The sequence below is a fragment of the Streptomyces diversicolor genome (assembly GCF_057537855.1).
In genome coordinates this window covers 1-13828 of record NZ_BAAJXA010000050.1, presented here as the reverse complement: position 1 = coordinate 13828, position 13828 = coordinate 1, and the positions used below count along the sequence as shown (strand labels likewise).

Genomic DNA, 13828 nt, shown 5'->3' with positions numbered 1-13828 from the left:
CATCCGGACGCCACTGCTGACCACCGGCCGAGCTGTCACGGTCGGGGCGACCATGAACCCCGGCCGCGAGGCCAAGCATGCCTCCAGTCGCGTCGCGCGCAGCCCCGACCACAGTGGTCGGACAGGCGGCGGCATGTCCGGGATGACAAGGAACTCGAACAAGCGATCTAATACTTGGTGTGAACGCCACTGACTTCCCCGATGACCTGGTGCAGACGCAAGACGTCTGGAACGCCACCTACGCCGCGCTCGCCGCGCCTCATCGCAGTGACACCACCGCCCTGCGCCGCCGCCTGCTGCGCCTGTCCGTACGGCTGTGGTGGCACCCGTACTGGAACACCGCCTGCTCGGTGCCGGCGGCGCGTACCGAGTTGCGGCAGCTGGCCCGCACCCGGGAACCGGCCCGGGCCGCGTGAGGCCCCCGTCTGGGTGCCGCGCGCCGCCAGGAGCCGGGTTGCGGCAAGGGTTGCACCTACGGTTGCGCCATCGGGTTGCACCTGCGGTTGCGCGACCCGGTGAACCGTCTTCGTGTCCTTGCGGGTCACCACCAGGTTTCTGTGGTCGGCCCGCTGACATCCCCGTTACGGCCGCCTTCGCCCATGTCCCTTGGCTGGAGTGAAGGAGAAGGGACGCGCGGGGCGGGCGGTGCGGCCGCGCCGGGGATCGGGGCGCGCTCACGCTGTTTGCGCGTCGGCGAGACCGCCGCGCCTGGCCGCCGGTGGCGCGGCGGCCTCGTTGAGGGAGGGCACGGTGTGGCTTGCGTCGCCCGTCCGGGGCCGGGACCACTGAACGGCCCCTGCTGTGACTGGGGTCCTGGTGTACTGGCCACCACCACCGGGCGAGGCAGAGGGGGCCGGCAGTGGCTGGGAGCGGCGAGCAGGTGAAGGAGTGGGAGGACTTCGACTGGGTGGTGTGGCGACTGACCGCGGATGACCCGGAAGGGCGTGTCCAGACTCCTTTCGAGGGGCAGAGCAGCTGCCGGACCTGGCGGAGCGCACCCGGAAGCCGATGACGGAACTCGCCGCCCAACTGGGCTGCGTGTACGAGGACTGCTGCGACGACGACACCTACGGCGAGGACGTCCCGTACTACGCCTGGTGGGTACGCCTGCCGCAGGCCGAACACGCCCGCCGCACCGAGGCCGGCATCCCCGCTGCCGTCGACCAGCTGCACCAGTACCTCCGCGCGCAGCTGCCCGACCAGCTGCCCTGGGAGATCGCTCCTGACCGGGAACGCACCATTGACCACGCCGCCAGCACAGCCATGCGCGAGGCGTACGCCGACGTCATCACCCCCTTCGAGCAGGCGCTCATGCCGCTGCGCATCGACGGCGCCGCCGACCTCGACCCGCGGGCCAAGGTATGGAAGTGGGAGGAACGCCTGCTGGTCGGCACGTTCGACCTGTGGCTGTGCAACGACCCGGACCGCCCCCACACCTGGCTGGTGGTCAGCGTCGGGCTGTGGACCGAGCCGCAGGCAGCTGTTCGACGAAGAGCCCGCCGCCCGTCTCGGTCACTTCGACTTCACCCCGCACCACCCGCTGCTGTTCCTGCCGCGCCCACCGGGGCCTGCGACCTTCACCGCCCGGGTAACCGGCGGCGCCTTCCCCGACAAGAGCTCCTCGCGTTCCAGAGGAGCCGACACGGTCGCCGTCGCCCACCAGTGGACCGCGAACGACCCGGCCGTCCTGGCCGCACGCGTCCGCAGGGATCTCACTACGCTGCTCCCCCACCTGCCCGCACCGCGCTGAAGGAGCCCTCTGGTGCCGTCGTACGCGAAGGACCCGCGCTGCATCGTCATGGCCGATGCACTCGTTCCACTGCTGCGCCGGGCCTGCCCTGAGGGTGCTGGTGGATACGGCGGCTACTACCAGGTGAACCTCGGTGACGAGGAGGCCGTGGGGCTGGGCGGGGTGGAGCTGATCCGGGCTGCGATGCGCAAGGCGGCCAAGCAGCTCGGCTGGAAGGTCACCACCATCGGGTGGATCGGCACCCGCAACGGCACCATGGTCGCCGTCCAGGACACGCGCGAGGTCCCCGACGAGTTCCGGGCCGTGGTCGAAGAGGCGATGAACGACAAGCCGCGCGCGGCGCTCCACAAGGTCTGGGGCGAACCGGGCCCGGTGCCGGTGCAGCGCAGTTCGGTGCCGCTGATGACGCAGGAGTTCCGCGCGGCTGTCGCCGGCGGCGGCATCTGAACCGGGCGGCCCGGCCGGACGCGAAGGGGTACATGTACCGCATGGCGGGTGAGCGGCTGCACTGGCCGGCCGTCGTGGACCGGGCCAGGCAGATCGTGGAGAGCTACGAGGGCGGCGTCACGCTGCGCCAGGTGATGTACCGGCTCGTCTCCGAAGGCGTGCTGCCGCATACGCCGTCGATGTACCTGCGGCTGTCCTCCCGGCTCGCCCAGGCCCGCCGCGAGGGCCGCTTCCCGGACCTGGTCGACACCCTGCGCGAGGTCCACGTGCCGCCTGCCTGGCCCGACGCGGGCGCCTTCCTGCGCGAAGCCGTCGACTGGTTCGCTCTGGACCGCACCCGCGGCCAGGAGCACGCCCTGTACGTGGCGGCGGAGAAGGACACCCTGCGCCAGCTGCTCACCGGCTGGCTCGCCGACTACGGCATCCCGGTCCTGGTGGTCCGCGGCTTCGGCTCCCAGTCCTACGTCGACGTCGTCCGCCAGCGCACCGCCCGCGACCCGCGCGAAGCGCACCTGCCGTACGTCGTTCTCCCGGGCGCTCCGACGTGTGGCAGGACGCTGCGTCTGACCCCGGTTCTCAAGGGCCTTTCCTGCGCCGCGGCAGCCGGTGCCGTTGCACCCTGACGGGCACGGCGTGAACACCGGTGTGGCTACGTCCAGTTGCCTTGTTACCGAATGCGGACAGATCCGGCGGTGGCTGCCGCGCGCATCGCTACTCGTGGACCTGCTGCTCGGGCAGGCATTCCTGTTCGTCATCATCCGGTTCTCGGCCATAACCGGATGGGCCATCGGCCTGGTGCAGCTCTGGGTGCTCTCGGCCGAGCTGAGGCTGCTCGACGCCACCACAGAAAGAAGAGGTCACCGAGGTCCCCGCCCGCAGGACCGTCTCGCCGGCGCTGCGATCACGCCCGCCGACTCGCCTGCTCAACTCCGCCCACCAGAACGCCCAGTCGCCAACTGAAGCCCCGGCGAAAGCGCTCTTCATGAACGTGGCCTCGGCCTCGGCCTCCACTGTGGTGATCGACCCGTCGGTGAAATGAAAGCTGAGTTCGGCCAGAACCAGGATGGTCTCGTGGTGGAGGACCGGCACTTCCGGGTCACCGCCGTGCAGCGTGCCACAACGCCGCCGAGGCCGCCGTGTGAGTGTCCGTTCCAGGGCAGGCCTCAGTCCGAGTTCTCCTTCCTCTGGAGCGCGGCCAGCTCGTCGAAAGTACGGATCAGGACTGCGCGTCGCTCGTCCTTGTAACCCGAGGAGACCTCCAACTCGTCGATGTAGCCCTCCCACACCGCCATGTACGTCTTCTTCCACCCCTCGACCACATCAGCCTCAGGCAGTGACGCCCCTACGTAACCCTGCCGCGCCAGGAGGCTCAGCAACTCCAAATTGGCCGGCACCGCGACTCCCCAATACTCGTCGGGTTCGATCCCGACCGGGTCGCCCGCCATCGCTTCCGCGACCTCGGTGATGAGCCGGTCCGTGAGGATCGACAGGTGGTCTGCGGCCGTGTCGTTCTCGAAGTTGCCAGTTCCCCAGTCGCCCACGGGATCTCCTCTGCTCGCCGGGTCGTTCGCAAGAGTTGTATCAGCGTGTACTGACAACCGGGCCGCACGGAGGTGCGGCAGGCGAGGCCGGAAAATCCTGAACCGGTGTGGGAGGTGCCGCCGGGGCCCAGGTCCTCGGCTTGTCGCGGGAATCCAGTGGCCTTGGGACAGCCGGGCTGACATCTTCCGCCAGGAGTTCCGCTTCGCCAGGCGGACACATGGGGTGAGCCGGACGCAGCGACCGCGCAGGTCACCGACCGCTACGGGACCGCGCGGACGATGGTCTGGGACCGTATCCGTCCCCGGCTCACCACCCGCTCGCCTGGATCGACCACGATGGCGAACTCCCCGTTATCGAGGGCGCGTTGATCCGGCTGGAGGTCACCACAGTGGTCTTGCCGGAGAGCGCCGGTGCATCGATGCCCGATCTGGAGCCGGCCGGGCGAGTGCCGGGGCCGGAGCGGCACCCCATCGGCTACGTCACAGTCCGACCTGCACCGATACGGTCGCCGCGCCTGCGCGGGAGGGTCAGTAGCTGGGTGGCGTGATGCTGAGCATGAAGCGCACGCTGCTTCTGCCGTCGTTGACGAAGCGGTGAGGGATGTTCGAGTCGAAGTGGCAACTGTCGCCCGCCTTGAGAACGTGGGTCTGGTCGCCTACCTGGACTGTGAGCCGGCCGGTGAGGACGACGGCGCACTCCTCCGACGGGTGCGTCCGGAGAGTCTGCGAGGAGGCGGCTCCGGGTTCGAGTACCCCTTCGAGGACCTCTAGTCTGGCTCCTCCGGGCGAGGCACGGGTGTAAGTGATGGCGTGGTGTGGCGAGGAGATCCGGTACCGGTCCTCGCGGCGGATGACCGCGACCGTCTGCTGGTCGCCGTCCTGGAACAGATTGAACAGGGGGACATCGAGGGCTTCTGCGATCCGGCGCATCGTCTCGAGGCTGGGGTCGGTTACGCCACGTTCAACCTGGCTGATCAGGCCCGTGGAGACGCCGGCGCGGTCAGCGAGTTCCCGGACGGTCATGCCCTTGAGGTTGCGATATTCACGAATCCTTGTCACGGCCACCACGCCATTATCCAGTACGGCCTCGGCCGCGTGCCTTGGGCTCCTGCCCGAGCACGCGGCCGAAGCCCGCACACCTCTCAGGTCATCCGGCGAGGCTGACCTCGGTCGCCTTCTCGGGGTCCTTGGTCATCTCATCTCCGGTCCCGACGTCGATCGCGGTGTCCGAGGGAGGCGCGGTGACCATGGTCACCGCGACCGTCACGATGAGATTGATGACGAGGGCAGGCAGACCGATGACCATTCCAGAGGGCACGGCGTGCAGCACGACCGTGCTCAGGTCGGGAACGGCGACGACCAGCCCGCCGCAGATCGCGCCGGCGGCCAGCCCCGCCGCGGTGACCCGCCGCCACAGCATGGACAGGAACAAAGCGGGCGCCAGCTGGCCGACGGCGCTGTACACACTCGTCATGATCGTCAGCAAGGTGGCATTGCTGCCGGCGGCCAGCAGCACCGACAGTGCAGTGAACACGATGAGGCCGGCCCGGGTCAGCGACAGCGACGACGACCAGCGCTGAGATACGGCTCCGATCACGTTCCGGCTGAACAGGCTGCTGGCTGCCACCATGAGTACCGCGGTGGGTACGAGTGCAATGAGAATGCCCGCGCCTCCGAGAATTCCGACGACCCAGTCCGGGTACTTCTCCTGCACGAACACGAGTAGCGACTGGTTGGCCTGCTTGCCGGCCAGATCCGGCAGCGCGAGCAGCGAGGCGTACGCGATGATGATGATCAGGACGTAGAACAGGGAGTACAGGGGCTGGATCACCTGGTTGCGGCGGATCGTGGTCACGTCCTTGGCACTGTAGGACACCTGGAACGCATGGGGCAGGGCGAAGGCGCCCAGCGGGACGAGGAGCAGGAAGCTGGTCCACCACCAGGTGTTCGTTGCGGCGCCGCCGTGGATGCCCGGGAGAGTGGCTGCGGCGGGGTGAGTCCGCTTGACGCCGTCGAAGATGCCCAGGAGGCCGTCGGCACCGGCTGCTTTCGCCGCACCGGCGGCGATCACGAGCAGGACCGCCACCAGCAGAATGTCTTTGACGATCGACGTATAGGCGGCGCTGCGCATGCCTCCGACCAGGACGAACGCGGCCACCAGAACACCGCCGGCCACGACATAGGCGACGGACGGCACCCCGGTGCCGAACAGGGTGGCCAGGATGAGACTCAGACCGGTCAGCTGCAGCTGACCGTAGAGCAGCAGCGCGACGATGCCGAAGACGGCCACCAGACCACCGAACCAGGGTGCTTCGAACCGGGCGGTGAAGTAGTCGGCCATGGTCACCAGCCCGCGTCGCTTACCCGCCCGCCAGATCTTCGGCACCATCCAGTAGCCGACCGTGGCGGTCAGGACCACGGTGCCGAGACTGTAGAAGCCGGGCGCGCCGTTGCTGAACACAGCCTGAGAGGAACCCAGCAACGCGGACGTGGTGAAGGTCTCCCCGACAAGCAGGAACCAGAACAGCAGGGTGCCAAAGCGTCGGCCGCCAACGGACCATTCCTGCAGGTTCATGGTCCGGCCGCGAGCGGCCGCCACGGTGCCCCACACGATGGAGCCGATCGCGATCACGAAGGTGAGGATCATAGCCATCTCGTGCTCCTCACACCCGGCCCATGTCGCCGCGAGAGCGGTCGACGCAGTAGACGGCAGCGATGGCGCCGGACCCGGCCAGGACGCCGAGGGTCATCCAGACCAGCAGAAACGGGATCGAGCCGAAGACGTAGTCGACGCGGTTGGCCAGGGGGACCGAACCGATGCACCACATTGGCGGGATGGCCAGCAAGAGCCAGTGCCAGCGGCGCCGGGGGCGGCGCCCGACTGCCGCAGTTGTTGGTCTAGACATGCTGCTCCGATCGGCGCAAGGGCCTTGACCCGGCTTTGGGCGAGTGTTCCCTTCGCCTTCAGCCGGAATGAACTCGCATCAATGTCAGTGACGCGCACCGCGCCGTCAACCCTGCGGAAGTAGATTCTTTTCCCCGGTATTGCGTAGTCACACTGACGCGTGTTCACTGTGACTAACAGACGTGAGGCGTTGTTCACACGGAGGAGACCCTATGGATCCCGACCGGTTCCGAGCACAGTTCCCCAGCTTGGCCGACACCACGCACCTGGCTTCCTGTAGCCAGGGCGCCGTGTCCGCACGTGTCACCACGGCGCTGGCAGAGATGGCCTACGCGATGCGGGACCAGGGCGCGCCGTGGGAAGCGTGGATGGTTGAGATCGAGCGACTGCGCGAGGTGACGGCGGGCTTCCTCAACGCATCCACCAGCGAGATCGCCCTCGTGCCCTCCGCATCGCACGGCGCGTTCCAGGTGGCCAACGCGGTGAACTTCTCAGGCGGCGGGGTGATCGTCTCCATGGCTGCGGAGTTTCCCAGCATCGGCCAGGTGCTGCACGCCCAGCGTCCTGGGCCCGGCGAAGTGCGGTGGGTCAGCCAGGATGCCATGCAGACACTCGGCGTGGTCGAGGCATACCGCGCCCAGATCGACGACAGCACCCGGCTGGTGTCGGTGCCGCTGGCGTTGTATACGAACGGATCCCTCCAACCGGTCAACGAGATCGCCAAACACGCACGTGCGGTCGGGGCCCGCGTGATGGTCGATGCCTACCAGGCAGCCGGCGTGGTCCCCATCGACGTTGCCGAGATCGACTGCGACTACCTCATCGCCGGCACCCTGAAATACATGCTGGGTCTCGCCGGGATCGCCGTACTCTTCGCCCGGTCGGGCGTCACGGACGAGAACCCGCCCCGGATGACCGGCTGGTTCGGCCGCCCGAACCCGTTCAACTTTGATCCCACCAACCTCGAATACCCCACAGAGGCCCGCCGCTTCGAGTCCGGTACGCTGGCCGTCCCCTCGGTGTACGCGGCACGGGCCGGAATCGAAACGCTCAACCAGGTCGACCCGATCACTCGGTGGGCCCACATCGAGAAGCTGGTCGCCGAGACCGGTGCCCGTCTGACCGAGGCGGGCGAGACACTGAGCGTGCCGGCCCCCGGCGCCCGCCCCGGCCCCCAGGTCGCGATAGCCGACACCGACCCGGAGGCTCTGGCTGCGTTCCTGGCCACACGCCGGATCGTCACCTCCCCGCGCGGGTCGAACCTGCGCGTCGCCTTCCACTACTACAACACCAGCGACGACATCGACCGCCTGTGCGCGGCGATCCAGGGTTACCGGAGGCAGTCGTGACCACCCGTACCGTCCTTGCGGCCACCAGGCTTCTGACCGACTCCGCCGCGCCGCTGATCCACGACGCCATGGTGTGCGTCGAGGACGACACCATCACCTACGCCGGCCCCCGCAGCTCGGCGCCGGCCTGGGTGAGCACCGCCGAGAACGTCACCGACCTCGGCGACACCACCATCATGCCCGGCTTCATCGACTGCCACGTACACCTGTGCCTGGACCCGGACTCCGACACCGTCCTCACCGAGATGTCCTCCGACCATGAGGCGATGCGGCAGCTCATGGTCACCAACGCGCAGCGGCTGCTCGACGGTGGCGTCACCACCGCCCGCGACCTTGGCACACCCGGCACCCTGGGAACCGAGATACGGGACCTGCTCACCACGCTGCCCCACGCCACACCCCGGATGCTGGTGGCGAACGCACCGATCACCGTCACAGGAGGCCATGCCTGGGCCATGGGCGGCATCGCCGACGGCATCGACGAGATGCGAGCACAGGTACGCCACCACGCCGAACAAGGCGTCGACCTGATCAAGGTGATGACCACGGGCGGGTTCATGACACCCGGCAGTCATCCCTCCGAAGCCCGCTACACCGTCGACGAGTTGAGCGCTCTCATCACCGAAGCGCACGCAGCCGGCCTTCCGGTGACCACTCACGCGTTGGGCACCGAAGGCATCGAACGGGCCGTCCTGGCCGGTATCGACTGCATCGAACACTGCGGCTGGGTCACCCGGACCGGTACCCAGTTCGACCCCCGCATCGCCGCGATGATCGTCGAGCAGGGCATTGCCATCAGCCCCGCCATGAACACCGTCTGTACCGCCGAGCACTACATGTGTCCATGGGACGAACGAGAGTCCGTCATCGGCAACCTTCAAAAGCTCATCGCCCTGGATGCCGTCGTGGTCGCCGGCACCGACGCCGGCATCCCGCTCGTCCACTTCGAACGCTATGCCGACTGCCTGGAGGTCTTCGCCGACGCCGGAATGTCCCCCCGCCAGGTGCTCGCCAGCGCCACCGATGTCGCCGCCGAAGTCTGCGGCCTCAAAGACGTCACCGGGCGAGTGTCGCCCGGCCTGAGCGCCGACCTGATCGCTGTCGACGGCGACCCCACCCAGAGCATCGCCGGCCTCCACAAGCCGAGGTTCGTCATGGCCGCCGGCCGCCCCCACCCGATCCGCGATACCGCCCTTCATACCGGTGACGCCGAATCGCGCGCCCGAATCCGGCGCAAGCTAGAGGTCGGTGCAGGCCGTCACGACACCGGACAGTAAGCACCCGCCCGTGCAAGTCCGCTCCCCCCGCAAGCTCTGACGAGCCGCCAATTACCTTGTGCGTCGTGCCGGAACGTCGACGCCGAGCCTGACAGCAGCCCAACCCGGGCCGCACCTCGACTATCACAGTTACCTTTCTCGTGGCCCCGTAACTGGGCGCCTGGCCCCCGGGTCCGGTGTGGTCGTTTGCCCCCTGTTGTGCGCATGACCTGGGGGTTGTCGTCGGGCCTCGGGGCACCGCTTGACCGCTGATGAGGGGCCTGACGACCGCCCGGTCCGGTGCAACCCCGGACCGCTCCGGGGCACGGTCGCCGGTCGGGGTGAGAAGCTGTGATGAAACCCGTTGCTCTTGACCGTGCACAGGGTCGTCGAACGGAATTGTTCTCCTGGGTTGACCGGTCCCGGGCCAGCGAGGCTGGTTCGCGTTCTTCGAGATCTGACACCGCGGGGCATGCGCCGACGTGAGCCGCGTCGCGAAGGCGCGCCCGTGTCTCAGTCGTCGAGGGTGGTTTCGGCTTCGGCGACGGTTTCAAAGACCTGCGGGAACTGCTCCGCCCCGGTTCCGTGCAGGATTCGCCATAGACGGACAGGCACACCGGTCGGCACTAGCACGGCTCCGACGGCTAGTACTCCAGCAGGATTTCGCTGTCTGACCTGGTCTTTCTCCGGGTGGCGGGAGTGTAGCGGGACGTCGATCGTGCGGGGGCGGTCTCACGGAGACCGCCCCTCGATCGTGCGACACCGCCGCAGGTAGTGACAGCGACGGGGCGGCCTCCGAGGGTGATCACCGAGTCTGCCGCCGCGCAGTGGGACCTCGAACTGGACGACGACACCGGGTTCATCAAGAAGGGCATCACCTCAGCCGGGGTCCAGCGTCAGTACTCCGGAACTGCCGGACGGACCGAGAACTGCCAGATCGGCGGTGCGACGCGAGGTCGCACGCTGTGAGTGGTTACGTAGGGAGGAGGTCGGCCTGATGCCGATGACGTAACCCGGGCCCGTGTCCAAGGCCCGTCCCCTCCCCGGCGTGCGTCGCTGGTAACGGCGGGGTGCGAAGCTCGGGGAAGAAGCCCAAGGACTCCCGTTCCATCCGGGGGTCACAGGCAAGGGGAAGACCGGACGGGTGAAGCTCACTGAACCCTCAACGATGCTCCGTGATGGCAAGCCTCGCAGATGGGTAGCAACAGCGGGGTGCAGGGCTGGCCGCTGAGAAGCGGCGGGTGCCGGTCGAAGACACCGAGTCGGCCGGGAGGACACCACCGCCCCGGGGTAATGAGGGCGCCCACCCCGGTCGCATCTCACACGTGTGGAACGCGACAACCCCGTTGGGGTCCAGACCTGTTGGTCTGGTCAGCCGACCGTAAGGGAGGCCCAGCTCCCCAGCGGGTGCAGGACGGCCCAGGAAGCCAATGCCGGCCGCCGAAAGGCAACAGGAAACCGGGACAGGCATCGGCACCTCCGCCGAGTCCCGCATAACTGGCCGGATACGGGTGCATGCCCGGACCCGAAAGGGTGCTGACGTGGGCCGGGTGAGCCTGTGAAGAACGCTGTCGGACAGGAACCGGAACCGAAGGGCAAGTTAGGCACCGTGACGGTCATACCCGCTGCCGATCCGGCCGCGACCAGCACCGTCCCGGTGAACGGACCGGAGGACGCTCCACCCGACTGGGAGGCCATCGACTGGCAGGCCCAGGAGGAGTCAGTACGGCGACTGCGGCAGAGAATCTTCACGGCATCGCAGGCAGGGGACCTCAAAAAGGTCCGCAACTTGCAGAAACTGATGCTCCGCTCCCGCGCTAACACGCTGCTCAGCGTGCGGCGGGTCACGGAGATCAACGCAGGACGCAAGACGGCCGGGATCGACGGTCAGGTTGTCCTGACCGCCTCGGGCAAGGCGGAACTGGCCCACCGGGTCCAGCACCGGATCAGCCCAGGCACGGCCCGGCCGGTCAAAAGGGTGTACATCCCCAAGCCAGGCGGCAGGAGACGCCCGCTCGGCATTCCCATGATCCTGGACCGGGTGGAGCAAGCCCGGGTCTCCCAGGCACTGGAACCGGAGTGGGAAGCGCGGTTCGAGCCGAAGTCGTACGGCTTCCGGCCCGGCCGTGGCTGTCAGGACGCGATCGCGGCGATCTACTGGACGGTCAAGGGCAGCAGAGCCCGCCGCCGGTGGGTACTGGACGCGGACCTGGCAGCGGCGTTCGACCGAATCGACCATGACCACCTTCTCCAGCAACTCGGTACGTTCCCCGCACGGGAACGGGTCGAGCAGTGGCTGCGAGCGGGTGTGGTCGAGGAGGGTCGGTTCACACCGACCGAGGAGGGGACTCCACAAGGCGGCGTGATCAGCCCGGTGCTCTTGAATATCGCTCTGCACGGGATGGAGACGGCTGCGGGAGTCCAGTACCGGCAGACCGGACGCCGTGCCGGTGACACCATGCCGGGCTCCCCGCTGCTGGTGAGATACGCCGACGATCTTGTCGCCCTGTGCCATTCACGGGAACAGGCCGAACAGGTCAAAGCGAGGCTTGCCGAGTGGCTGAAGCCGAGAGGGCTGGTCTTCAACGAGGACAAGACGCGCGTCGTCCACCTCGAAGAGGGCTGTGACTTCCTGGGCTTCACCATCCGCCGCTATCACGGCAAGCTGCTGATCAAGCCGAGCCGCGAGGCCGTCAGACGGATCCGGAACAGGCTGCGCGCCGAAGTGCGGTCCCTTCGCGGGGCCAATGTTGCTGCGGTGCTGCAACGGCTCAACCCGATCATCCGGGGATGGTCCGCCTACTACCGGAGCGTGGTCGCCAGCGAGGTCTTCACCGCGCTGGACGACTACATGTGGAAGCTCACCTACAAGTGGGCGACCCGCGCTCACACGAACAAGCCCCGGCACTGGGTCACCGCCCGGTACTACGGCACGTTCAACAAGTCCCGGCAGGACCAGTGGGTGTTCGGTGACCGTGACAGCGGCGCCTACCTGCTGAAATTCGCCTGGACGAAGATCGTCCGACACCAGATGGTCCACGGCGCGGCGTCCCCGGACGACCCCGCCCTGGCCACCTACTGGGCCGAACGGCGCCGCACCAGCCCGCCACCACCGATCGACCGCGCCACCCTGCGTCTGCTCCAGGCGCAGAAAGGGCAATGTCTGATCTGCCGGTGCCCGCTTCTGCACGCCGATGACCCGCCGTCCAGCCCCACCGAGTGGGAACAGTGGCTGCGGGGCACCCGCCAGGCGATCACCGCGAGGAAGATCACCTACCGTGGGATCGACACGTCGGACGGGGTGCAGCTCCGTCTCATCCACGCGGCCTGCCGCGCTGCATGTCTGTGAGGCTTCAGGGCTTGCCTGAGCCGAGCTGCGGGGAAAGCCCGCACGGCCGGTTCTGAGGGGGGACCGCCGCAGCAATGCGGCGGTCCTACCCGACTCTTCGCCGCCTACGCCTCCGCCCGCGGCCGGGCTCTGGTCGACCGCGAGCTCTACCTCCCGAAGTCCTGGACCGAGGACAGGGAACGCTGCCGCACCGCAAGGGTCCCCGACGAGCGGGAGTTCGCCACCAAGGGCGAACTGGCCCGGCACATGGTGCTGCGGGCCCTCGCCTCGCCGCTTCCCATCACTTGGGTCACCGCGGATTCCGCCTACGGGCAGGACAACCGGTTCCGCCGGCTGCTGGAACAGCCGGGTGCCGGCTACGTACTGGCCGTCCCCAAGTCCCAGTTCAGCGTGGGCTGTTCACGAATCGAGGGCTTGTTCGCGCAGGCCCCGGACGAGGCATGGGAGAAGATCTCCTGCGGCGACGGCGCGAAGGGGCCCCGTGTCTACCACTGGGCAGCGGTGCGGCTGCCAGCCCTCGCCGAGTTCGACTGTCAGGGCGAGGTTCCCCACCGGATGCGCCGGGCGCTGGCCCGGCGCAGCATCAGCAGGCCCGAGGAGATCGCCTGCTACCTCGCCTACGCACCCCTTCAGGTCACCGTCCAGGAGCTGGTGCGGGTCGCCGGGGCACGCTGGGCGATCGAGGAATGCTTCCAGGCCGCGAAGAACGAATGCGGCCTGGACCACTCTGGCCATGCTCGCGCACGCCTTCCTGGCGGCAACGGCACACCAGCCGTGGGAAAAAGGGGCGGCACAGGCGGGACGGCCGGGGCCATCGGGCTCAAGTGGCGGAGGTTCGGCGACTCCTGGCAGCTTGTCGTGCCCGGCCCCCGCACCTGAGCGGGCACCGAGGCCGACACCACGCGCTGAGCTGGTCGAACTGGCGCCGCCGACGCGAAGCAGTGGCCCGCCGCTGTCACTATCTGCGGCGGTGCCGCACGTGTCGGCGACGCCTGAAAACTGGCTCACGAACGGCGGATCAAAAGTGACCCACTCCGTGATCTTCTGACCATTCTGACTTCTGACAGGGAGTCAGGAGGAGAGGGTGATCCGCGTGGAGGACTGGGCAGAGATCCGCAGGCTGCACCGCGCTGAGGGCATGCCGGTCCGGGCTGTCGCCCGGCACCTGGGCATCTCGAAGAACACCGTGAAGAAGGCCCTGAACACCGACCGGCCGCCGAAGTACACCCGT

The 13828-nt window shown here is 68.1% G+C and carries 13 protein-coding genes and 3 pseudogenes; 11 read left to right on the top strand and 5 right to left on the bottom strand.

The window, feature by feature from the left end:
* Positions 1-179: 179 nt before the first annotated feature.
* The 4 genes from AC27LF_RS38655 (at position 180) to AC27LF_RS38640 (ending at position 2820) form a co-directional block, all read left to right on the top strand.
* Positions 180-416, top strand: coding sequence for a hypothetical protein (locus AC27LF_RS38655; RefSeq protein ID WP_479663907.1), 237 nt, complete (start codon positions 180-182; stop codon positions 414-416).
* 592 nt (positions 417-1008) lie between these two features.
* Entirely contained in the window at positions 1009-1842 is an 834-nt protein-coding gene (locus AC27LF_RS38650) for a hypothetical protein (protein ID WP_479663908.1), read from the top strand.
* A complete protein-coding gene (locus tag AC27LF_RS38645; RefSeq protein WP_479663909.1) occupies positions 1799-2197 on the top strand; it encodes a hypothetical protein in 399 nt (132 codons plus the stop codon). The genes AC27LF_RS38650 and AC27LF_RS38645 overlap by 44 nt, the downstream gene beginning before the upstream one ends.
* 32 nt (positions 2198-2229) lie before the next feature.
* Positions 2230-2820, top strand: coding sequence for a hypothetical protein (locus AC27LF_RS38640; protein WP_479663910.1), 591 nt, complete (start codon positions 2230-2232; stop codon positions 2818-2820).
* An 88-nt stretch (positions 2821-2908) separates the two neighbouring features.
* Here the strand turns inward: AC27LF_RS38640 and AC27LF_RS38635 are convergent, their stop codons facing one another.
* Together AC27LF_RS38635 and AC27LF_RS38630 are read right to left on the bottom strand one after the other, a co-directional pair.
* Positions 2909-3286, bottom strand: coding sequence for a hypothetical protein (locus AC27LF_RS38635; protein ID WP_479663911.1), 378 nt, complete (start codon positions 3284-3286; stop codon positions 2909-2911).
* A gap of 74 nt (positions 3287-3360) precedes the next feature.
* A complete protein-coding gene (locus AC27LF_RS38630; protein WP_479663912.1) occupies positions 3361-3738 on the bottom strand; it encodes a DUF4259 domain-containing protein in 378 nt (125 codons plus the stop codon).
* Positions 3739-3841: 103 nt separating this feature from the next.
* Here AC27LF_RS38630 and AC27LF_RS38625 point away from each other — a divergent pair.
* Positions 3842-4121 (top strand): annotated as a pseudogene (locus tag AC27LF_RS38625) (NF041680 family putative transposase); the annotation flags it as partial.
* A gap of 145 nt (positions 4122-4266) precedes the next feature.
* Here the strand turns inward: AC27LF_RS38625 and AC27LF_RS38620 are convergent.
* The 3 genes from AC27LF_RS38620 to AC27LF_RS38610 form a co-directional block, all read right to left on the bottom strand.
* Positions 4267-4803 carry a helix-turn-helix domain-containing protein gene (locus AC27LF_RS38620; protein ID WP_479663913.1) on the bottom strand — a complete coding sequence of 179 codons (537 nt, stop codon included), beginning with the start codon at positions 4801-4803 and terminating at the stop codon, positions 4267-4269.
* 82 nt (positions 4804-4885) lie between these two features.
* Positions 4886-6385, bottom strand: coding sequence for a sodium:solute symporter family protein (locus tag AC27LF_RS38615; RefSeq protein WP_487231292.1), 1500 nt, complete (start codon positions 6383-6385; stop codon positions 4886-4888).
* A 16-nt stretch (positions 6386-6401) separates the two neighbouring features.
* On the bottom strand, positions 6402-6644 hold the full coding sequence (locus AC27LF_RS38610; protein ID WP_479663915.1) for a DUF3311 domain-containing protein: 243 nt from the start codon (positions 6642-6644) through the stop codon (positions 6402-6404).
* Between the two features lie 289 nt (positions 6645-6933).
* Between AC27LF_RS38610 and AC27LF_RS38605 the strand changes: the two genes are divergently transcribed.
* From AC27LF_RS38605 to AC27LF_RS38580, 6 genes and pseudogenes are all read left to right on the top strand, one after another.
* Positions 6934-7992 (top strand): aminotransferase class V-fold PLP-dependent enzyme, encoded by a 1059-nt coding sequence (locus AC27LF_RS38605; protein WP_479663916.1) that lies wholly within the window; start codon positions 6934-6936, stop codon positions 7990-7992.
* Positions 7989-9269 (top strand): metal-dependent hydrolase family protein, encoded by a 1281-nt coding sequence (locus AC27LF_RS38600; protein ID WP_479663917.1) that lies wholly within the window; start codon positions 7989-7991, stop codon positions 9267-9269. The genes AC27LF_RS38605 and AC27LF_RS38600 overlap by 4 nt, the downstream gene beginning before the upstream one ends.
* Positions 9270-10094: 825 nt before the next feature.
* Positions 10095-10190: pseudogene (locus AC27LF_RS38595) on the top strand (transposase); the annotation flags it as partial.
* 667 nt (positions 10191-10857) lie between these two features.
* On the top strand, positions 10858-12597 hold the full coding sequence (ltrA, locus tag AC27LF_RS38590) for a group II intron reverse transcriptase/maturase (RefSeq protein ID WP_479663918.1): 1740 nt from the start codon (positions 10858-10860) through the stop codon (positions 12595-12597).
* Positions 12598-13476 (top strand): annotated as a pseudogene (locus AC27LF_RS38585) (IS701 family transposase); the annotation flags it as partial.
* A 205-nt stretch (positions 13477-13681) separates the two neighbouring features.
* On the top strand, positions 13682-13828 hold a 147-nt coding region (locus AC27LF_RS38580; RefSeq protein ID WP_479663920.1), incomplete at its 3' end, for a helix-turn-helix domain-containing protein.